This window comes from Natrinema pallidum, assembly GCF_005890195.1.
Lineage (GTDB): Archaea > Halobacteriota > Halobacteria > Halobacteriales > Natrialbaceae > Natrinema > Natrinema pallidum.
On sequence record NZ_CP040637.1, the window covers coordinates 2,275,689 to 2,295,401 of the forward strand.

19 protein-coding genes are annotated in these 19,713 nt (G+C 64.4%); 8 read left to right on the forward strand and 11 right to left on the reverse strand.

The features are described from left to right. Positions 1 to 88: 88 nt before the first annotated feature. From psmA to FGF80_RS11395, 7 genes are all read right to left on the reverse strand, one after another. On the reverse strand, positions 89 to 859 hold the full coding sequence (gene psmA, locus FGF80_RS11365) for an archaeal proteasome endopeptidase complex subunit alpha (RefSeq protein ID WP_138654082.1): 771 nt from the start codon (positions 857 to 859) through the stop codon (positions 89 to 91). 4 nt (positions 860 to 863) lie between these two features. Beyond that, positions 864 to 1,349 carry an Rpp14/Pop5 family protein gene (locus tag FGF80_RS11370; RefSeq protein WP_138654084.1) on the reverse strand — a complete coding sequence of 162 codons (486 nt, stop codon included), beginning with the start codon at positions 1,347 to 1,349 and terminating at the stop codon, positions 864 to 866. Beyond that, on the reverse strand, positions 1,346 to 1,978 hold the full coding sequence (locus tag FGF80_RS11375) for a class I SAM-dependent methyltransferase (protein ID WP_006186669.1): 633 nt from the start codon (positions 1,976 to 1,978) through the stop codon (positions 1,346 to 1,348). Before FGF80_RS11375 ends, FGF80_RS11370 begins: the two co-directional genes overlap by 4 nt. Continuing rightward, positions 1,962 to 2,666 (reverse strand): RNase P subunit p30 family protein, encoded by a 705-nt coding sequence (locus FGF80_RS11380; protein ID WP_006186668.1) that lies wholly within the window; start codon positions 2,664 to 2,666, stop codon positions 1,962 to 1,964. Before FGF80_RS11380 ends, FGF80_RS11375 begins: the two co-directional genes overlap by 17 nt. Before the next feature lie 77 nt (positions 2,667 to 2,743). Continuing rightward, a complete protein-coding gene (locus FGF80_RS11385; RefSeq protein WP_138654086.1) occupies positions 2,744 to 3,067 on the reverse strand; it encodes a hypothetical protein in 324 nt (107 codons plus the stop codon). 377 nt (positions 3,068 to 3,444) lie between these two features. Then, entirely contained in the window at positions 3,445 to 4,263 is an 819-nt protein-coding gene (gene tbsP, locus FGF80_RS11390) for a transcriptional regulator TbsP (RefSeq protein WP_006186667.1), read from the reverse strand. Between the two features lie 409 nt (positions 4,264 to 4,672). Beyond that, positions 4,673 to 6,847, reverse strand: coding sequence for a hypothetical protein (locus tag FGF80_RS11395; RefSeq protein ID WP_138654088.1), 2,175 nt, complete (start codon positions 6,845 to 6,847; stop codon positions 4,673 to 4,675). 268 nt (positions 6,848 to 7,115) lie between these two features. Between FGF80_RS11395 and glyA the strand changes: the two genes are divergently transcribed. From glyA to FGF80_RS11410, 3 genes are all read left to right on the forward strand, one after another. Then, positions 7,116 to 8,363 carry a serine hydroxymethyltransferase gene (gene glyA, locus FGF80_RS11400; RefSeq protein WP_138654090.1) on the forward strand — a complete coding sequence of 416 codons (1,248 nt, stop codon included), beginning with the start codon at positions 7,116 to 7,118 and terminating at the stop codon, positions 8,361 to 8,363. Positions 8,364 to 8,560: 197 nt separating this feature from the next. Then, positions 8,561 to 9,373, forward strand: coding sequence for an alpha/beta fold hydrolase (locus FGF80_RS11405; protein ID WP_138654092.1), 813 nt, complete (start codon positions 8,561 to 8,563; stop codon positions 9,371 to 9,373). Positions 9,374 to 9,470: 97 nt separating this feature from the next. Continuing rightward, positions 9,471 to 10,364, forward strand: a complete 894-nt coding sequence (locus tag FGF80_RS11410; RefSeq protein WP_138654094.1) for a bifunctional methylenetetrahydrofolate dehydrogenase/methenyltetrahydrofolate cyclohydrolase — start codon at positions 9,471 to 9,473, stop codon at positions 10,362 to 10,364. Between the two features lie 100 nt (positions 10,365 to 10,464). Here FGF80_RS11410 and FGF80_RS11415 read toward each other — a convergent pair whose 3' ends face one another. The 3 genes from FGF80_RS11415 to FGF80_RS11425 all read right to left on the reverse strand — a co-directional run bounded on the left by FGF80_RS11415 (position 10,465) and on the right by FGF80_RS11425 (position 13,737). Continuing rightward, positions 10,465 to 10,812 (reverse strand): PqqD family peptide modification chaperone, encoded by a 348-nt coding sequence (locus tag FGF80_RS11415; protein WP_006186662.1) that lies wholly within the window; start codon positions 10,810 to 10,812, stop codon positions 10,465 to 10,467. Next, complete coding sequence (locus tag FGF80_RS11420) at positions 10,809 to 12,791, reverse strand: OPT family oligopeptide transporter (protein ID WP_006186661.1); 1,983 nt, start codon at positions 12,789 to 12,791, stop codon at positions 10,809 to 10,811. The genes FGF80_RS11415 and FGF80_RS11420 overlap by 4 nt, the downstream gene beginning before the upstream one ends. Positions 12,792 to 12,990: 199 nt before the next feature. Beyond that, positions 12,991 to 13,737 (reverse strand): DUF7117 family protein, encoded by a 747-nt coding sequence (locus tag FGF80_RS11425; RefSeq protein ID WP_006186660.1) that lies wholly within the window; start codon positions 13,735 to 13,737, stop codon positions 12,991 to 12,993. A gap of 254 nt (positions 13,738 to 13,991) precedes the next feature. Between FGF80_RS11425 and FGF80_RS11430 the strand changes: the two genes are divergently transcribed. From FGF80_RS11430 to FGF80_RS11440, 4 genes are all read left to right on the forward strand, one after another. After that, complete coding sequence (locus FGF80_RS11430) at positions 13,992 to 14,603, forward strand: hypothetical protein (protein WP_006186659.1); 612 nt, start codon at positions 13,992 to 13,994, stop codon at positions 14,601 to 14,603. Positions 14,604 to 14,991: 388 nt separating this feature from the next. Next, positions 14,992 to 15,138 (forward strand): hypothetical protein, encoded by a 147-nt coding sequence (locus tag FGF80_RS19215; RefSeq protein WP_006186658.1) that lies wholly within the window; start codon positions 14,992 to 14,994, stop codon positions 15,136 to 15,138. Between the two features lie 451 nt (positions 15,139 to 15,589). Beyond that, positions 15,590 to 15,865 (forward strand): PadR family transcriptional regulator, encoded by a 276-nt coding sequence (locus FGF80_RS11435; protein ID WP_006186657.1) that lies wholly within the window; start codon positions 15,590 to 15,592, stop codon positions 15,863 to 15,865. 108 nt (positions 15,866 to 15,973) lie between these two features. Continuing rightward, positions 15,974 to 17,272, forward strand: coding sequence for an MgtC/SapB family protein (locus tag FGF80_RS11440; protein ID WP_138654096.1), 1,299 nt, complete (start codon positions 15,974 to 15,976; stop codon positions 17,270 to 17,272). A 49-nt stretch (positions 17,273 to 17,321) separates the two neighbouring features. On the opposite strand, the gene purD is transcribed toward FGF80_RS11440, so the two are convergent. Further along, the gene (gene purD / locus FGF80_RS11445; RefSeq protein WP_138654098.1) at positions 17,322 to 18,614 is read right to left on the reverse strand and encodes a phosphoribosylamine--glycine ligase; all 1,293 of its coding nucleotides are present in this window, start codon (positions 18,612 to 18,614) and stop codon (positions 17,322 to 17,324) included. Positions 18,615 to 18,753: 139 nt separating this feature from the next. On the opposite strand from purD, the gene FGF80_RS11450 reads away from it, so the two are divergent. After that, positions 18,754 to 19,581: a hypothetical protein gene (locus tag FGF80_RS11450; protein WP_175417026.1), complete on the forward strand. Its 828-nt coding sequence runs from the start codon at positions 18,754 to 18,756 to the stop codon at positions 19,579 to 19,581. Positions 19,582 to 19,713: the final 132 nt, after the last annotated feature.

Here is a 19,713-nt window from a genome sequence, read left to right on the forward strand (position 1 = left end):
CGGCGCTTCGAGGGGTGTCGCGTTCGAGCGGGCCGCTTTCCAACGAGGCGACGGAATACGGCGTCGAAAAACGAACTCGGCGTCTCGATTACTCGGCGGCGTCGTCGGCTTCGTCCTCGCCCTCGCCCGTATCGAGGAGGTCGTTCTCCTCGAGATGGTCGGCGATCCGATCCTGGTCGAACTGCTCGAAGGACTCGGTTTCGACGTCGACGGTCGCCAGCCCCACTTCGTTGGGGAGCAAGGACCCGTCGTTGACCGACGCGAGCGCGTCGAGGGCGAGCTGAATGCCGCCGTCGAGGTCGGCCTCATCGTCGTAGTGCTCCTCGAGGTAGGTCTGGAGTTCGCCGCGGTCGGAGCCGACGGCCAGCGCCTTCCACTCGTAGGGCGTCCCCGAGGGATCGGTCTCGAACAGGCGCGGCTCGCCGTTCTGGATGCCGCCGACGATCAGCGCGACGCCGAACGGTCGGGCACCGCCGACCTGCGTGTACTGCTGGATATGGTCGGTAACCTCTTTGGTCAGCGTCTCGACGCCGATGGGCTCGCCGTACCGAAGCTGGTTGACCTGCGTCTGGCGGCGCGCGAAGTCGATCAGCTGGCGAGCGTCGGCCACGTGACCCGCGCTGGCGATGCCGACGTGGTCGTCGGCCTTGTGGATCTTCTCGACGCTCGAATCCTCGAGCAGCGGGGAGGGGACTCGTTTGTCGACGGCGAGGACGACGCCGTCGTTCGTTCGGACACCGATGCTCGCCGTGCCTCGTTTGACCGCCTCACGAGCGTATTCGACCTGATAGAGTCGGCCGTCGGGCGAGAAGATCGTGATGCCGCGGTCGTACGCCTGCTGTTGTTGTTGTCCCTGCATAGTATCACACTAAATGGTAATCGAGGTCTGTCGCGCCCACGAACGCCTCATCGAACCGTACGTCCCCGACGTCGTCCCGCAGGACGGCGGCTCGCTCTTCGTTCCCGAACACGACGTTTCTCTCTCCCAAATCTTGCCGGTCGCGTCCTAAATAGTTTTCTTCAGCGGCACGGATCGTGCCACTGATACCGCGGACCCGAACGCCGACGGGAGCGCCGTCGATCCCGTCGATACAGGCCAGTGCCGCTCGAGCGGGCTCCGTCTCGCCGCGGCGGGCCTTGACAACTGCGTCCCCCGTTCCGTCGGCGAACTCGAACCTGACAACCGTCAGATCGGCGTCGGCGCTGCCCGGATCGCCGAGTAAGTTCTGACCCGCGTACCACAGCTCACGCTGGAACGACCGCCTGCCGATCCGCTCGTCGGGCCACGTCTCGAGTTCCACCGCGAGGTACCGCCAGCGCGGCCGGAGGTGTTTCGGGAGGTGTTTCATTCACCGACTACCGCGTCGCCCGCCGTCGAACTGCGCTCCGCGACCAGCACGCCGACCTGCTCGTGGACGCGCTCGACGGCCGTCAGCGAGAAGCCCGCATCGGTAAAGGCGTCGGCGAGCATCCCGACGGTCGCCGGATCGTCGACCTCAGGCGAGTAGAACGGCTCCTCGGGGTCGGGCTCGCCGAAGAACATCACGTCCCCCAGCACGAACGTCCGGGGCTCGAGGTCCCCGATGACCGCGATCGCCTCGCGTTTTTCCGCGTCCGAGAGATGGTGCATGGCGAAGTTCGAGGTGACCACGTCGACCGGCCCGTCGTACTCCGGCTCGCGGAAAGTTCCCCGGTCGAACTCGAGGTTCTCGAGCCCGTGGTCGTCGGCCTTCCGTTTCGCTTCCTCGAGCATCCCGTCGCTGATGTCCCGGCCGACGACCCGCTTCGCGTCGGGGGCCAGGGCGAGCGCGATCGCGCCGGTGCCGGTCGCCAGATCGAGGACGACGTCGTCGGCCCCGGGAGCGGCGTGCTCGATGACGAGATTCGCACAGGCGTGGTACTCCTCGGACTTCGAGTCGTCGTACTCGCCGGCCTGTTCGTCGAACCGCGCGGCGTGTTCCTCAAGACTCCTCTTCATACCTCCCCCGTTCGACCCCCGGCTCAATGAACGACTCGGAGTGGACGTGGCGATTGCGCTCGGCCAGCCGCCCCCACTCCGCGAGGCCGTCTTCGACGAACTCGCCGGAGAACCCGATCTCCTCGCCGAGCGCTTTGAGCTCGCGGGGCGTGCGCAACTCGAGGTGCGAGGTCGGATCGGCGCTGACGACGTAGGGCGCGTCGTAGTGGGCGACGATCTCCCGGAGTTTCCGCAGCGACTGCAGGATTCGGACGCGGCGGCCGCCGCTCTCTCGGAGGACTCCGCCGAGGTTGAACTCGATGCGAACGCCGTTCTCGACGGCGGCTTTCGCCAAGACGTGATTGATGTCGCCGTTGCCGGTCATCGGATGGGCGAGCACGTCCACTTTCGCCTGTTCGACGGCGAAGCGGTTCAGCGCCGTCGTCCCGCCGTGAATCCCGACGATCGTGTGTGATGTCCGGAAGTTCCCCACAGACCCGCTGGCCTGCTGTGGGTCGTCGGCCCGGATCTCGACGCCCTCGACGACATCGATCCCGTACTCGTCGCGGATTTCGTCGGGATCGTACTCCGCTCGAGCGTCGGCGTGATTGCGGACGACCACGCCCTCGAACCCGTAGTCGGCCGCCGTTTTCGCGACTCTGGCGACCGTGCTCTCTCCGTCGGGGTGGGCGTGGACGGCCTCGTACATACTCGAGTCCTCTCGCGGCGGCAACTTGGGGTTTGCGTCATGTGCTGTCCAATCGTATAGAGATCGCACACCACAAACTATTTTATATTGAAGATGAGGTCAGATATTGTAAATATACCAACAATAAATAATATTGCAGAGGCAAGTATATATCCCCATGATAGTATAATCACACCAGCTATGATTGCAAGAAGACCACCAATAAGATAGAACGATTTATTGAGGTTCTCTTTCTCGGACATTTCCCTGGATATATTGACCGATAGCAGTATGAATAAAACACCAACCACAGATATTGATATTTTATTGGCATCAATAATAAAGAGGAATGTCAAAAGAAGCCCTAAAATCATACTGCCTATTAGACCGTTATAATTGATCTCATCTCGAATCCTATCCATGGAATAATGTGGCACCAGCCCATATAAATACCTTTACGTTAAATATGAGGGGTTATTCAAACTGGCGATAGATATTTTCGAACGAATATAGCAAATATTACGATCGCAAGGACGATGACCAGTACTTCTCTGATGGATTCTAAGAGCATCACTTCTTGCGAGACGCTTTCTGAACCAGCCCGAATTTCGCTGCTTGTGAACCGAACTCCCCCTTGTATCAGACCCAATATGGAAAGGATACATTCTATCTCGGCAGTCCGTCGGCTTCTCGGCTTGCGGTTTCCAGCCGCTAGACACCGTCAACGAGCGGCGTGCAAAGTACCGCTGATCGAAGGATTTCCGGGACGCGACGTCGCCGCGCCCGCAGCCCAAAAGTGTTAGTTCAGGATGGACTGTGCGACGGTCGCGAGCTGACCGTTGTCGGCCTCACTGAGGCGCTCGTCGCCGATCTTCAGGCGGAGCCGCGGTCGGCCGACGTCGATCGGGACCTTCTCGGTGTCGATCAGGCCCATATCCTCGAGTTTGGTCTTCGTCCGGGAGAAGGTCGCTTTGGAGGCGATGCCGACGTCCTCGCCCCACTTGCTGATGTCGTAGAGCAGCGCTTCGTTCTTGGCCGCCACGAGCAGGGAGATGGTGACCTCGTCGAGGCCATCGCCGTCGCCGCGAGCGGTCTCGAGGGAGTCGAGGATGGCGGTGAAGTCGGCCTCGGCCTCGGGGCTGATCTCGTCGGACAGCGTTTCGCGGACGGCCGTGATCGGCGGCGTACGGAGGTTGAAGTCGGTGGCGTCCTCCCAGCGGCCCGCGTAGGTGTCGTAGGTATCTTCGACGAAGCTCTCGTCGTCCGTGGTGAGCCCGCCGACGCGGTCGTCGGCGTGGACGAGGGCAACGACGCGGTCCTCGCTGACCAGCAGCGAGTTTTCGGGCGCTTCCGCGAGCGTTCGCAGCGACAGCGCGTCCTCGCTGATGAGGTCGGCGGCGTTCGAGGCGACGATGAAGTCGTCCATGACGTCTTTCAGGGTGCGTTCGTCGGCGAGCATGCGGACCGAGGGCAGGTCGCCGTCGAACGCAGTCGCGACGGAAATGAACTCTTCAATGGCATCCCGTGACGGGTTGACCATGTAGATAGTACCGCTCACGTCCTCGAGCACGGACCCGAGGATATCGTCAATTTGGTGATTAAGTAAATTCGAGGTCATGCCTATACAGAAGTAATCGAGAGCGTCGTACTTAATTTTGGTGGCCGTTTTCACGCCAGAACTTCTCTCTCGGGGCCTGTACCGGTAATTTTTGACCAATAATTCGTTAGTTCGCCTATGAAAACGCGATATCACTTCCAGGACCGGCGAGATGAAAACCTCCCAGTCGATCTGTGAGCGAGGCGCGGCCATCGACTCGAGACAAAGGCAATATTCTATCAAAGTTTACAATAACTATATAACGGAAACGTGGCATTACCATATCGTATGGGTGTTCGACACAATCGACTGTGGTGGGTCGTACAGACGGTAGTCGAGAGCGCGGCGAACGGGCGAGGGGCAGATCGGATGTCGCCGCGGTTCACGGCGCGGGCCAAGCGAGTCAGCACGTACGGCGGGCCGTAGTCGCTCACCGATCGAACCGCTTGCTCAGTTCTTTTGACCAGTAGATATCGCCGTCGTAGATTACCGACGCCTCCGTCTCCGCGAGCATCGTCGCCAGCTCCGGCTCCGTCAGCGTAAAGTTCGACTCGTTCCCGCAGAGATAGGCGTAGTCGTTGGTTTCGGTGTGTGGGTAGTAGTACGAGCCGGTCACCCGCGTCGAGTAGCAATCGAGCGACAGCAGGTACTGCCCGTCGTTTTCGCCCTCCCCGAGTTCCTCGAGTCGCGCGGTCGTCGGATTGCGGCTTTCCGCCTGGGTAAGCGAGTGGGTGCCGTCACCGACGACGGCGTAGTCTTTCCCCATCATGATCCGCCGCCGAGCGAGCACCATCGCGCGTTCGATGCTGAAGCCGTGAACCAGTAACTTTGCGAACGTCGATCCGACCTTGACGGCGTGGTCGTTCAACACCTTGGTGACGGTGACCGCGCCCGCGACGCTTCCCTTTTCGATCAGGTTCATGCCCTCGTAGAAGGACCCGCAGGCGTTCAGGAAGAACGTCTGTGCATTACAGCGGTCGAGACTCGAGGTCGCGAGGGTTCCGTCGGGGCAGCACAGTCCGCCGGTTTCGCAGTGGCCGATGTAGTGAACGAAGTCGTTGTCGTCCTCCAGGACGCGGGCGAGGGCGGCCGTCTCGAGGGACTCCGCGACGGTGAGATCGATCGTGAGCTCCTCGGAGCGCCGGCGATAGATTTCGGCGACATCGTCGTGCTCGCCGGCCATCTCCGGATCGTTGAGGACGACACAGATCGAGGTCGAATCGCTCGCCTGCTCGAGGAACTCCAATCGGTTGTGGTAGGCCGTGGGCGTCGATTTGAAAACGTCGATCGGAACGCCGTCCGCGAGCCATCCGTGCGTGCGGCCGCTTCGGAGTTCGGGTTTGACGATATCGACCGAGGCGACCTGGCCGGTGGTGGCCCGACCGCGTCCGGAGCCACTCGATCCGACCGTCGGCGTGGCTTCGATACCCGACACGAATTCGGCGGGGCCGCCCTCGCCCCGATAGAAGTCCTCCAGCGACCGCTCGACCAGTTCCTGTCCCTCGAGCTCCGAGGTTTGGGGCGTGTAAATCATGCTCAACCGGTCGAGCAGGAAGGGCAGCGTCTCGACGCTGTCGTAGGTCGGGGAAACGTACGTCGAGAGGTGCCACTCCGGCAGGCGATGCTTGATCGCCGCGTAGGGGACATCGAGGTAGGTCGCCAACCGATCCTGGGGCGACGCATGATAGAGCACGCTGGCGTCGAGACCAAGGGCCGCGAGCAGACTGCTCTCGGAGAGGGTGGTCCCGTGGGGACCGGCGTTCCGGGCGAGGCAATCGAGGAAGAACGTCTTTCGAAGGAGTCGCTCGACATCGCGCTCGAGATCCGGCATCGGTGACAGTTCCTCCTCGCGGTCGTGATCGCGGAGTCGGAGCCGCGGCCGGTCGGAATCGGCTCCGGCACGAGAGCCCGGTCCATCGTCGGTCGTCCGGACGGTTGCCTGCAGGTAGTACGCCAGCGGCGCGGCCACGAACAGCGACTCGTAGTCCGGCGGGAGGATCAGTTCGATCCCGTGATCCGGCGTATCGGCTCGGATGCAGTCGGGGATTTCGAGGCGTTCGCCGCGTTCGATCAGCGATGGATGACCGCGGAGCGTGGGGTAGGATCGGTCCGGCCGGGTGGTCTTGTGCGAGGCGGCCATGTGCGTGATAGCCTCGGCGATCGCCGACGGGGAGTCCGGCACGGTGATCGTACCGGCGGGGAGTTCGTGGCGACAGCGAACGCCGAGGATGACGCGCGTTCGATCCGGAAAAGAGACGACGATCTCCTCGTAGCCGTCGGTCTTTTCGATCGTCGCTTCCCCGGCGAACTGGAGGTAGGCCTTGATCTCGGTATCGATGTCCACGATGTACTCGCCGGGCGACAGCGCGAGCGGCTCGCCGCCGGGATCGAGTTCGTGCTGTTCCTCGCACCCGAGGGAGAACGCGTAGACGACCGCGTGGGGAAACCGTAGCTCGTCCGTCGTCACGGCGACCGTCTCGTCGACCGGGCGCGAGACGTCGCTGTCGGAACTGCTGACGTCGAGGTCGTCACCAGTGACCGCTAGCTCGGCGTTATCCGCGTCGGTGACGTGGAGAGTGTCGCCATCTACCGCCCACTCGATCATTCGGTTGGCAGAATGTCACTGGGACAAGTTAGTTGTATCGGGGTTCGTGTAAGTGGCATATACAGCCGGTATTCGACCGCTCGGTTACAATATTGATAGGTAATAGCGGTCGGAACAGAACATTGACGAACTGACCCGTCTCGGACGGGGCGTTGTGTCCACCTGCGAGCGGTCGACGGCAGGCAAGCGGTTGGGTCAAGACCTCGTATAGTGGCTCCTCTTGCCGGGGAAAGGTACACTTATGCGGCCGCCAGACTGCATTTCGGATATGGACCACGATCAGGTTCGGGACGTCGATCCCGCCGTTGCCGACGCCCTCGAGGGCGAGGTAGACCGTCAGCGAGAGACGTTGCAGATGATCGCCAGCGAGAACCACGCCAGCGAGGCGGTCATCGACGCGCAGGGCAGTGCGCTGACGAACAAGTACGCCGAAGGCTATCCCGGCGAGCGCTACTACGGCGGTTGTGAGTACGCCGACGCGGTCGAGGAACTCGCGATCGAACGCGCGACGGAACTGTTCGGTGCCGATCACGTCAACGTCCAGCCCCACGCGGGCACGCAGGCAAATCAGGCAGTATACTTCGCGATGCTCGAGCCCGGCGACAAGATCCTATCGCTGGATCTGAACCACGGGGGCCACCTCAGCCACGGCCATCCAGCGAACTTCACGGGCCAGCTCTACGAGGTCGAGCAGTACGAAGTCGATCCCGAAACGGGCTATATCGACTACGACGCCCTCGCCGACCACGCCGCCGAGTTCGACCCGGACATCATCGTCTCGGGCTACTCCGCGTACCCGCGCGAGATCGACTTCGAACGCATCCAGGCGGCAGCCGACGACGTCGACGCCTACCACCTCGCGGACATCGCCCACATCACGGGACTCGTCGCCGCGGGCGTCCACCCCTCGCCGGTCGGCATCGCCGACTTCGTCACCGGCTCGACCCACAAGACCATCCGCGCCGGTCGCGGCGGGATCGTCATGTGCGACGAGGAGTACGCCGACGACATCGACTCGGCGGTCTTCCCCGGCGGTCAGGGCGGCCCGCTGATGCACAACGTCGCCGGCAAGGCCGTCGGCTTCAAGGAAGCGCTTCAGCCCGCGTTCACCGAATACGCCGAGCAGACGGTCGCGAACGCGCAGGCGCTCGGTGAGAGCCTCTCCGAAAACGGCTTCTCGCTGGTCTCGGACGGCACCGACAATCACCTCGTGCTCGTCGACCTGCGTGACAGCCACCCCGACACGTCCGGCAGCGACGCCGAGGAAGCCCTCGAGGAGGCCGGCATCGTCCTCAACGGGAACACGGTGCCCGGCGAGACGCGATCGCCGTTCAATCCGAGCGGGATCCGCGCCGGAACGCCGGCGCTGACCACGCGCGGCTTCGACGAGGACGACTGTCGGAAAGTCGGCGACCTGATCGCCCGCGTCGTCGACGCCCCCGAGGACGAAACCGTCATCGAGGACGTCCGCGCCGAGGTCGCGGCCCTCTGCGACGCCAACCCGCTCTACGAGTAGCCGACGACCGCGTCGCCACGGCCGGTCCGACTGCGAACGCCACTCGCCGGTTTTTCCGCGCGTTCTTCCTGTAGGCTCGAGGCTGTCGAAATCCGCGACCGCGTGTGCTAGACCTCGCGTCGCCGGTCGCCGTCCGTTTCGAGCGAGATCGCGTCGGACCGAATACCTTTTGTCACTTACTAATGTGGGTTGGTAGCATGAGTGACGAAACGGCGACGGCGATGTACCGCACCAGAACCGACGCGCTCACGACCGACGTCGGCGAGGGCCAGCCGGTCGTCTTCGCCCACGGGACGTTGATGGACCGGACGATGTTCGCGCCCCAGCTCGAGGCGCTGCGGGACGGGTACCGGGCGGTCGCCTACGACCTCCGGGCCCGGACCGACCGGTACGCTCCGGGCTACGGTCTCCGGGAGCTGGCCGACGACTGTGACGCACTGCTCGACGGGATCGGTGAGGACAGCGCCGTCATCGCCGGCATGTCGATGGGCGGGTTCATGGGGCTGCGTTTCGCCCTCGAGTATCCCGAGCGGGTCGATGGGCTGGTCTTGATCGATTCGATGGCAGCACCGCACACGGCCGAAGAACGGGCGGTCTACGGCGATCTCGTCGAGCCGCTGGACGGGTCTCACGAGGCGACCCCGCGCGAACTGGCCGACGGCGTGACGGGATATCTCTTCGGCGAGACGACCCGCGAGGAGAACCCCGAACTGGTCGAGACCTGGGTCAATCGCTGGGCGACGTATCCCGGCGCGGCGGTTTACCACGAGCTACACTCGTGGCTCGACCGGCCGGACGTGACCGACCGTCTCTCGGAGATCGATGTACCAGTCCTGATCGTCCACGGCGAAGAGGACCCCTCGATCGCCCCGTCCCGAGCGGAGCCGATGCTCGAGGAACTGCCCGACGCCGAGATGGAACTGATTCCGGAGGCGGGCCACACCGCGAACCTCGAGGGGGCCGAGGCGGCAAACGACGCGATCCGGTCGTTCCTCGACGAGCGGTTCTGATGTGAATATCCACGAACGTGTGCATTTGGGCCGCATATACCGACGTTGTGCGCACCGATCCGGGGATTAATGAGCCCCGCGGCCCCCCACTCAGGTAATGACCGAGATCATCGACGGCAACGCTGTCGCGAGCGAGCTTCGAGACGAGTTAACCGACGCGATCGAGACGCTCGCCGACGCGGGTTCGCGGCCGGGGCTGGCGACCGTGCTCATGGGCGACGACCCAGCGAGCCAGACTTACGTAAACATGAAACAGCGAGACTGCGAGGAGGTCGGCATCGAGAGCCACCACGTCGACGTCGACGGCGACGCGCCGCCGGAGGAGCTGTACGACGCCATCGCGGCTCTCAACGACGACGACGATGTTCACGGCTACATCGTCCAGGCTCCGGTTCCCGACCACGTCGACTACCGCGACGTGATCCGTCGCGTCGACCCGATCAAAGACGTCGACGGCTTCCACCCCGAAAACGTCGGCCGGCTGGTCGCCGGCGACGCCCGGTTCCGTCCCTGTACACCCCACGGCGTCCAGAAACTCCTCGAGGCGGCCGAGATCGACACCGAGGGCAAGGACGTGACCATCGTCGGCCGCTCGGACATCGTCGGCAAACCGCTCGCCAATCTCCTGATCCAGAAAGCCGAGGACGGCAACGCGACGGTGACGGTCTGTCACTCCCGCACGGACGACCTCGCCGCAAAGACCCGCAGCGCCGACATCGTCGTCGCGGCTGCCGGCGTCCCGGAGCTCGTCGACGGGTCGATGCTCGCGGACGGGACGGTCGTCATCGACGTGGGCGTCAACCGGGTCGACGCCGACACGGACAAGGGGTACGAACTCGTCGGCGACGTCGAGTTCGAGAGCGCGAAGGCGAAAGCCAGCGCGATCACGCCCGTTCCCGGCGGCGTCGGCCCGATGACCCGCGCGATGTTGCTCTACAATACGGTCAAAGCGGCGAGCCTGCAGGAATCGGTCGACGTCGAACTCCCCTGATCCGGGCGGCGGGGTCGTCTCGAGGGACGCGTTTCGATCGCTCGATATCGGTCGAATTCGGTGCGCCTCGAGCGTCGCCGCCGTGAATCGGTGACGGGAGTTACTCGTCGAACCGGATCAAATCACGCTCCGCGAGCTGCATGAGGAAGTGCGAGAGCGTCTCGTCGACGGGCTCGACGCGGTCGCCGTCGTGTGCATCGGCGACGGCCGCGGCGATTTCGGCGACGGTGTGGTCGCCGTCGCAGTGTCGCCAGACGGTCGTGCCGACGGCGTCGAGTGTCAGTTCGCGCTCGCGGCTCGTTCCGAAGAGGTCGAACAGGAACTCGTCGAGCCGGTTCCGCGGGGGGCGGCTCCGAACGATGGTCACCCTCGAGTCGCCGTCGACGGTCGTCTCCCGCCAGTCGTCGGCGACTCGTTTCGGAACCGCGGTCGGCCCGTGAGCGCTCATGTGTCGACCGTCTCGGCGGAGTCAGCGTTCCAGAGCACGCTCGCGGTAAAGAGGCCAACGAGCGCGACGAGCGCCACGACGCCAAGGAGCGTCTGCGTCTCGCCGGCGAGTCCGAGTGGGTAGGGCGCTCCTTCCGCATTACCGCTGCCGGTGATATAGAGCGCGCCGATGACGATCCCCATGATCGCCTCGCCGGTGATCAGGCCGGCCGCGACGATCCGGCCCCTCGAGGTCGCGTGCTCGGCGAGCGTACCGTCCTCGTCGTCGCGCCGGGCGACGTAGCGGTCGATCCCGGCCCGGAGCAGGCCGCCGAGGAAGATCGGCGTCGAGAGCGTGATCGGGAGGTAGATTCCCACGGCGAACGGGAGGACGGGGACATCCATGAGGATCAGGACGAACGCGAAGACCGCGCCGATGAGGATCATCCCCCACTGGGCGGAGCCGGTGAGGACGCCCTCGGAGATCAGCGCCATCATCCCGGCCTGGGGCGCGGGGATGGGATCGGTGCCGATGCCGTAGGCCTGGTGGAAGAAGTATAGGATCCAGCCGGCGAACAGCGCCGAGACGGCGATCCCGATCACTTGGGCGATCTGCTGCTTTCGCGGGGTCGCGCCGAGCAGGTAACCGGTCTTCAGGTCCTGGGAGGTGTCGCCGGCGACCGCGGCGGCGATGGCCACGACCGAGGCCGTCATCAGTACCACGACGGGGTCGGCGACGCCGGCCGAGCGCATCGCCAGCGCGGCGATCAGGACAGTCGCGACGGCCATCCCGGAGACGGGGTTCGAGGAACTGCCGACGACCCCGACGAGATACGCCGAGACGGCGACGAAAAGGAAGGCGGCGATGACGGCGATGAACCCGCCGAGCAATCCGACCTGCACCTGCGGGACGGCGACCAGTGCAAGCGCGATCAGAACCGCGCCGACCACGACGAGCTTCATCGGGAGGTCCCGCTGTGTACGCTTCCGGTCGCTCATCGCAGCCGATTCGGACCCGCGGATTTCCGTCGCGGCGGTGCCCAGCGCGTCGGCGATCGTTCCCCGCATCGAGAGAATCGCGTAGAACCCGCCGACGATCATTGCACCCGCGCCGACGTAGCGGATGTACTCGTCCCAGACCTTGTCGGCCTGTACCATCAGCGCCGCGTCGGCGGTCGACTCGGGAACGAAGCCGCCCGTGATGAGCAGCGGGATCAGCATCATCCAGGCGATCAGCCCGCCGCCGAAGACGTAGCCGGCGATCCGGGGTCCGATGATGTAGCCGACGCCGATCAACGCGGGCGTGAAGTCGCCGCCGATGGCGAACCCGTCCGTCTCGCCGGCCGAAAACGCCGTCTGGAGCGTCGTCCGGAATGCGGCCATCCCGTTTGCCAACCACATGTAGATGAAACTCACGAGGAAGCCAAACGAGATGAGTTTCACGCCCTCGTCGCCGCGAGAGCCGGCCTCGAGAACGTCGGCACACGCGGTTCCCTCGGGATAGGGGAGTTCCTCGTGTTTGTCGACGATGAGATAGCGGCGCATGGGGATCATAAAGAGGACCCCGAGCAGGCCGCCGAGGATCGCTACCGACGCGGTGCCGACGATGTCGATGGACTCGTCGAGGAACGTAACGCCGGCGATGGTGAAGATCACGCCGGCCGCCAGCGCCTCGCCCGCGGAGGTCATCGTCTGGACGATGTTGTTCTCGAGGATCGAGCCGCCGATGCCGGCCCGTCGAAGGCCGTAGAAGAGGCCCATACTGATGACTGCGGCCGGGATGGACGCGCTGATCGTCATTCCCGAGCGCATGCCGAGGTACATGTTCGCGGTCAGCATCACGACGTTGAGTGCGAGGCCCATGCCGACCGCCTTGATCGTGAGTTCGGCGACGCTCTTTCCCGCGGGAACGTACGGGGACGGCCCGTCAGCCGTCGACTGTTCGGATGCTGTGCGACTGTCGCTCGCCTCCGGGTGGTTCTCCGATGGTTCGTGTTCCATAGTGGGTGGCCCGGCCACCCTGCGGACGTTCGGTGGGACGACCGATTCGAGACGGCCGTGCCGGTATCGAACCCGTCGCTAACCGAACCGATTCAGGGCGGTCCGTGCGTCGATTAGTCACTATTCAATCGAGAGTATAAGTGATGCAAGATTTACGACGACCGAGACGGGGGCACCGGTGCCGGCTCGAGGCGTCGGCTCAGCCTCCGAATCGGCCATCGGCGTCCCCGTCGGCGAACTCGAGGGCGTCCAGACGCTCCTGTGCCTGCGTGAACGCGAACTCGTCGCCGCGCAGGCCGTGTGCTAGCTCGCGGGTCGCCTCGACGAGCCGTTCGGCGGTCTCCGGTTCGATGTCGCCGTCGAGCATCCGGACGCGGGTGACGTGTTCGCCGAGCGTCTCGAGGGCGCTCCGTTCGTCGGCGGCGAGATCGCGGTCGGCGGCCCACGTTTTGATGTCGCGGCGGTACTCGCGGACGGCGGTCGCGTACGCGAGCCCGCGGGCCGCCTGCAACGAGCGCGGGACGTCCTCGACCGGCGGCCGCTCGCCCCGATCGGCGTCGCGAAGCAGCGAGAGGAAGTACAGCTCGTCGCGGTCCTCGAGGTGGATCTCGCGGGCGACGATGTCGCCGACGTGGAGGAGTTCGCCCGCGGCGAGGTAGGTATCGTCGAGGTCCCGAAGGGTGCCGGCGTTGACGAACCCGCGTCGGCGAACGTACTCGCGACAGCGGTCGCGCGCCCGCTCGGCGAGTTCGTCGGGGTCAGTCTCGTCGATCGCGTTCCGAACGGGGGTGAGATCGAACGCGACCTGCAGGTCGGTATGTTCGGTCCGTTCGTCGACGCCGACGCTTCGGAGACTCCCGCAGGCCGGACAGCCGACGCTGCCGGTCTCGTAGTACGACCACCGAGTCCCACACGCCTTGCATTCGCGCTCGCCCCGGATTTTCATGGGCGGGGATACGGTCGGAACGGCAAAAGTCCCACCGACCCGCCGCGACCGGGCAGCGAGGGCGCGTGCTCGGTTCGATGGGCCGGTCGAACCCATCGTGTCGTCCCTGTTTCATCACTTCCTGTGACACTTCGGCCCCGTTGATGGTACGCATACGAGGAGGATCATCGATCGGTGGGCATCGTTCAATAGGTCATTAACGGGCAGCACCTGCAGGCCACATCGAAACCAACCGGAACGTCCAACCCGAATATATGTCCCGGAGACTGAACCGGCGAACGTTCGTGACCGCAGCAGGAACAGCAAGCGCGCTCGCACTTGCCGGGTGTGCAGACAGCGGCCCCGGCGGCAACGAGACGGACGACGAGAACAACACGACCGACGATGAAAACGAGAGCGAGGACGGGGGAACCGGCGACGGGACGTATACGCTGACCGTCATGGTCGAGGACGCCGACGGAGCGGTCGAAGGCGCGACCGTCACTCTCGAGGAAGCGGGCATGGGCGGGTCATCGGACGACGAGATGGACAACGAGTCCGATAACGTCTCGGACAACGAGACGATGACCGACGACGGGACGGACAACGTGTCGGACGGCGAGATGGACAACGAGTCCGACAACGAGACCACGACCGACGGCGGCGAGGAGAGTTTCCCGATGGAGGACGAGACCGACGGGGACGGTGGGGTCGAATTCGAGGACCTCGAGGACGGTTCCTACACCGTCAGCGCCGAATACGAGGGCGACGAGACCGAATCGGATGTCGAAATCGACGGCGGCGACGAGGAGGTCACGCTGACGTTCGGCGACGGCGACACCGGCGGTAACGAGAGCAACGAGAGCGACGCCGAGAACAGTTCGTAACCGGTTCCGTCGGGCCCGACCAGGGCCGTGCCCCATCGGTTTCGATCGTCTCGCTCACAACTGACGGCGATTCCGTTTTCGACGCGAGAGTCGAGGTAATCGACGCTGCACGCCGAGCGCTTGCCATCTGAGAGCGGCCGCCCGTTTCGGATCGTTTCGTGACGGAAAGTGCGTCCTTCCGTCCTGAAACGACGCGGCGACGCAGTGCGGAACCCGGCGACAACGACGGTCCGATGCCCGTTGTGTGGAGGTGCCCGCATATTCGTCCACGCGCGTGTGTCCGGGCAGCAGGTCGCCGTCCGCTCGAGTGCGAGCCCCGAACCGGGAAACGGCACGATGTCAGTTCGGCGTAGCGGCTTTTTTCCCCGTCCGCTCGGAAGTCACGGGTATGCGTGACGAAGACGAAATCCGCGAGCAGTACGAGTTCCTCAAAGACCACCTCGAGAGCGACGAGATGCGCCACGACGGCGTCGAGGAGATGTTTACCTACTACAAGCGCGCGATCGGCTGGGTGCTCGAGGAAGAACACATGTGACCACGGCGACGCGCGACGGGAACGCCGCCCCGACCAGTGTCGTTACATTTAAGTACACTCGGCAGAACCCTTCTGGTGACGCTTCGCTTGGAGGGCCGAAGCGTCAGCGGGGACCAATTCAGGGCGGCAAGCGATCGCGTGACATTTTTCCGTCACGCGATCTGCTTTCCTGTTTCGATATCGAATCGACATAGCATCGGCGCTGTCCGTTATTCCGGACCGATACGAGCCCGTGGTGGCGCGGTCGTTACGTATAATTATCCCGGAACGTAACTCACGAACTGTAAACATGAACCGCGCATTATGTGTGGTTCCGCAGACGATTCGTCATGGGTGTTATGGATCGCCGATACTGAAAACGCGTCCTCTCGCTGGTAATAGCCCCCTTTCGATCGAAACAACCCGATAGCCTTATTAAAATTCGACAGTAAGTACGATTGGTACTTTCCCAATGTACGACCTGACAGGATTCCAGCGTGACTTGCTCTACGTCATCGCTGGCGAGGACGAGCCACACGGCCTGGCGATCAAGGAGGAACTCGAACAGTACTACGAAAAGGAGATCCACCACGGACGGCTCTATCCCAACCTCGATACGCTCGTCGACAAGGGCCTCATCGAAAAGGGCCGCCGGGATCGTCGAACGAACTTTTATACGCTCACTCGCCGCGGCCGCCGCGAACTCGAGGCGCGCCGTGAGTGGGAGAGCCAGTACGTCGACCTGTAGCGGGTCCCGGACCCCGGTCGCTTCCGCCGCTGGACGCCCAGGAGTCACGACTGTCGGTCCGCCGTTCCCGGCGGGTCGCTTATCCGTGGTCGTGGCGAACGTTCGGCAGTGAACGAGGTTGCGCTACAGGTCGCGGATGCGCCCCTCGAGGAGACGGTCGTTCGGATGGCCCTCGCGGGCGCGCTGGGGATGTTCCTCGGACTCGAGCGCGAGTGGTCACAGAAATCGGCCGGCATCCGGACGTTCTCGCTGATCAGTCTGCTCGGTGCGGTCTTTACCGTGCTCGTACGTGAGGGTGGGGTCGGCGAGAGTCTGCTCCCGTTGGGCGGCGTTTTAGTGATCGTCCAAGGAATCTTGCTCGCGGTCCAGGGACTCATGCAGGACGACCCCGCGGAGACGGGACTGTCGCTGACGACCTCCGTTTCGATGCTCGTCGCCTACGGCGTCGGTGTCCTGGTTGCCGCCGGATTCATCCTCGAAGGCGTCACCGTCGCCGTCCTCTCCTCGCTCCTGTTGGTGTTAAAACGGGAACTCCACGAGTTCGCCTGGGGACTCTCCCGCGAGGAGATGCGCTCGACCACGGAGTTCGCCATCCTCGCGTTCGTCATCTATCCGGTGCTTCCGGCCACCTACGAGCCCGAAATCGCGGGGCTTACCATCCCGCTCGAGCCACAGGTCATCTGGCTGATGGTCGTCGCCGTCGCGGGGATCGGGATCGTCAACTACGCGATCGTCTCCACCTACGGCGGTCGTGGTATCGCGATCACCGGCTTTTTCGGCGGACTCGCCTCTTCGACGGCCGTCGTCGGAACGATGCTCGATCACGTCAACCAGCGGCCCGACGCGTCCTCGTATGCCGTCGCGGCGATCCTGCTCGCGAACGCCGCCATGGCTGCCCGGAATCTGGCGATCGCGGTCGGCTTCACCGCGGGCGGGGAGACGGATATCCTCGTCGAGGCGATCGTCCCGCTCGGGACCGTCATCCTGCTCGCATTCGCCGTCGCTGCACTCACCGCCGACTGGACCGAATCCGGTCCGATGGAACTCGAGAGCCCGTTTTCGCTGAAGAACGCCCTCGCGTTCGGGGCCGTCTTCCTCGTCGTCCTCGTGTTCGGGTCGCTGGCCGAGACGTGGTTCGGAACGCTCGGCTTCTACGCGACCGCCGTCGCCAGCGGCTTCGTCTCGAGCGCCGGTGCAACCACTTCGGCGGTCGTCCTCTACCGGGGCGGCCAGCTCGGGCCCGCCGAGGCGACGATCGCCATCCTGCTCGCGACCGTCTCGAGCATCGTGGTCAAGGCACTGCTGGCTTCGACCTCGACGAACGACGGCTTCCGGAACCGGGTCGCGGCCTACAGCACCGTGCTGCTCGTGGGTGGGGCGGTCGCGTCGGTGGTTCTCGTCGTCTAGACCGCGAGCACTGTCGTCACCAGCACACGGACGAAAGCGGGACCGTGGCTCAGTTATCGCGGAGTTCGCTCATGTGGTCGATCCGGCGCTGGATGAGGTCGGCGGTACCGATATCGTGGCGCACGCGTAGTCCGTCTTCGCCGGCGACCGCGAGCGCGTCCGCGGCGATTGCCTCGGCTTCGTCGATCGAGTCGGCGACGCCGACCAGCGCGAACGACCGCGAAGTGGTCGTGTAGATACCGTCGTCGCGTTCGTCCACGCTCGCGTAGTAGAGCAAGGCGTCGCCCGCGCTCTCCTCGTCGACCTGTACCTTCGCACCCGCCTCGGGGTCGGTGGGGTACCCCTCCGGCACCGCGTACTTGCAGACCGTCGCCTGCTCGGCGAACTCGAGTTCCGGTGGTGCGTCGCCGTCGCGAGCGGCGGTCAGAATCTCGAGGAAGTCGGTCTCCAGTACCGGCAGCGTGTTCATCGCCTCGGGATCGCCGAAGCGGGCGTTGAACTCGACGACGCGGGGGCCGGTCTCGGTCAGCATGAACTGGCCGTAGAGGATGCCGCGGTAGTCGTCGAGTGCGTCGACGGTGGCCTCGATGATCGAGACGGCGTCCTCGTAGTCCGACTCGGTCATGAACGGCAGGTCGTCGGTCGCGTCGGAGTAACTGCCCATGCCGCCCGTGTTCGGCCCCTCGTCGCCCTCGTAGGCGCGCTTGTGGTCCTGGACTGCCGGCGCGGTGCGGAACTCGCCGTTGGCGACGAACGCCTGAATCGTGAACTCCTCGCCGATCAGTCGCTCCTCTAAGACGATCCGGTCGTAGTCGGCGTCGCGGACGTACGCCTTCCCCTCCTCGGCGGTCACCTGATCGCCGATGACCTTCACGCCTTTCCCGCCGGTGAGGCCGGCGGGCTTGATCGCCAGATCGCCGTCGTAGTCGTCGATGAACGCGCAGGCCGCGTCCATGTCGTCGAACGTCTCGAAGTCCGGACAGCCCGGCACGTCGTTCTCCTGCATGAACCGCCGCTGGAAGGCCTTGTCCGTCTCGATCCGGGCGTCGGCCTCTTTTGGCCCGAAGGGGTAGACCCCCGCGGCCTCGAGCGCGTCCGCGACGCCGGCCTCGAGCGGCGCTTCCGGACCGATGACGGCGATCGTCGCATCGATCTCCGTGGCGTAGTCGACGACGGCGTCGGGGTCGGTCGTCTCGAGCGTCTCGAACCCGACGGCGATCCGGGCGATACCGGGATTCCGATTGCCGGCACAGGCGTACAGGTCGGCCTCGCTGTCCTCGAGCGCACGGGCGATGGCGTGTTCGCGGCCACCGCCGCCGATCAGGAGCACGGTCTCTCGCATGGTCGATAGCGGAACGCACGAACCTGTAAGCGTTGCTCTTTCCTCGAGTCGAAAGTATACACGATCATGGCTACGCGACCGATCGCGTTCCGCTCGAATCGATAGAAAATATATGCCGCTTGGTTGTGATATCCCGTTCATGAACCGCCGCCCGTTCCTGCAGGCCCTCGCCACTGGTGGTACCCTCCTCTCGGCCGGCTGTACCGAGTCGCTTCCGCTCACTCGGTCGGGGTTGGAGACCGACGACGTGTTCGAAGAGTACTGGTACGAAGAGACGGATCTCCGCGTCCAGTTCCGCGATGACGTCGACGTAGAGCGGGCGATCCTCGTCGATTCCACGACCGACGAGGAATTCGATCGCGTCGAGGGACCGGGCGGAACCGTTCGCTTCCCCGTGATCTTCCCGAATCGGCTCGAGACGGTCTCCTCCAGTTACCCGGGACTTCGCGTCCGAGCCGAGACGCCGGACGGGACGGCGCACCTCTCCGTCTGGGAAGTGATCCACGGCGTGACGAGAGCCGTCGAACCGCTCCCGGACGGTCGCGCCAGGTTCACGCTCGAGAAACAGGGCGATGCGCCGCTTCTCGCGCGCTTCGTCGCGATCTACGGCGACGTTCCGAACCCGACGGTCGATCCGCAGGCCGACTCGTTCGACCCGTCGACGTTCGACCCGGGGCCGGGCGTTATCGGTATCGAGGAGAATCGACCGCTCTCACCGTCGAGAACCGATCTCGTCGTCCCGCCGGGCGAGACGAAACCGTTCGAAACGACCTACGCGCCGTTCGCGTTCCCCGACGGTGTCGACGCGGCCGACTGTGCCGGGGACGAGCGAACCGGCAAAATCACCGTCGTTCCCGGTTCCGGCGGCAGCATGGCCTACGACTTTACGTATCGCCTCGAAGGCGAGCCGGTCAACCTCGAGGGACGAGCGGCGGCCTGTCCCGACTCCGTCGTCGACTCGAACTGACGCACACGCGGCTTCAGGTCCTGAAGCTGCGGGGGCTACCTTACGGCATCCGAAACGGAGTGTCACGTATGGGCGAGGATTGCGACGTCGAAACTATCAGGAGCGTTCTGGAAGACGCCGTCGCCCGGTCGA

Excerpts from the sequence above, each read along its gene's own strand:
- psmA (WP_138654082.1), bottom strand. The coding sequence starts at position 859 with ATGCAGGGACAACAACAACAGCAGGCGTACGACCGCGGCATCACGATC.
- FGF80_RS11370 (WP_138654084.1), bottom strand. The coding sequence starts at position 1,349 with ATGAAACACCTCCCGAAACACCTCCGGCCGCGCTGGCGGTACCTCGCG.
- FGF80_RS11375 (WP_006186669.1), bottom strand. The coding sequence starts at position 1,978 with ATGAAGAGGAGTCTTGAGGAACACGCCGCGCGGTTCGACGAACAGGCC.
- FGF80_RS11380 (WP_006186668.1), bottom strand. The coding sequence starts at position 2,666 with ATGTACGAGGCCGTCCACGCCCACCCCGACGGAGAGAGCACGGTCGCC.
- FGF80_RS11385 (WP_138654086.1), bottom strand. The coding sequence starts at position 3,067 with ATGGATAGGATTCGAGATGAGATCAATTATAACGGTCTAATAGGCAGT.
- tbsP (WP_006186667.1), bottom strand. The coding sequence starts at position 4,263 with ATGACCTCGAATTTACTTAATCACCAAATTGACGATATCCTCGGGTCC.
- FGF80_RS11395 (WP_138654088.1), bottom strand. The coding sequence starts at position 6,847 with ATGATCGAGTGGGCGGTAGATGGCGACACTCTCCACGTCACCGACGCG.
- glyA (WP_138654090.1), top strand. The coding sequence starts at position 7,116 with ATGGACCACGATCAGGTTCGGGACGTCGATCCCGCCGTTGCCGACGCC.
- FGF80_RS11405 (WP_138654092.1), top strand. The coding sequence starts at position 8,561 with ATGAGTGACGAAACGGCGACGGCGATGTACCGCACCAGAACCGACGCG.
- FGF80_RS11410 (WP_138654094.1), top strand. The coding sequence starts at position 9,471 with ATGACCGAGATCATCGACGGCAACGCTGTCGCGAGCGAGCTTCGAGAC.
- FGF80_RS11415 (WP_006186662.1), bottom strand. The coding sequence starts at position 10,812 with ATGAGCGCTCACGGGCCGACCGCGGTTCCGAAACGAGTCGCCGACGAC.
- FGF80_RS11420 (WP_006186661.1), bottom strand. The coding sequence starts at position 12,791 with ATGGAACACGAACCATCGGAGAACCACCCGGAGGCGAGCGACAGTCGC.
- FGF80_RS11425 (WP_006186660.1), bottom strand. The coding sequence starts at position 13,737 with ATGAAAATCCGGGGCGAGCGCGAATGCAAGGCGTGTGGGACTCGGTGG.
- FGF80_RS11430 (WP_006186659.1), top strand. The coding sequence starts at position 13,992 with ATGTCCCGGAGACTGAACCGGCGAACGTTCGTGACCGCAGCAGGAACA.
- FGF80_RS19215 (WP_006186658.1), top strand. The coding sequence starts at position 14,992 with ATGCGTGACGAAGACGAAATCCGCGAGCAGTACGAGTTCCTCAAAGAC.
- FGF80_RS11435 (WP_006186657.1), top strand. The coding sequence starts at position 15,590 with ATGTACGACCTGACAGGATTCCAGCGTGACTTGCTCTACGTCATCGCT.
- purD (WP_138654098.1), bottom strand. The coding sequence starts at position 18,614 with ATGCGAGAGACCGTGCTCCTGATCGGCGGCGGTGGCCGCGAACACGCC.
- FGF80_RS11450 (WP_175417026.1), top strand. The coding sequence starts at position 18,754 with ATGAACCGCCGCCCGTTCCTGCAGGCCCTCGCCACTGGTGGTACCCTC.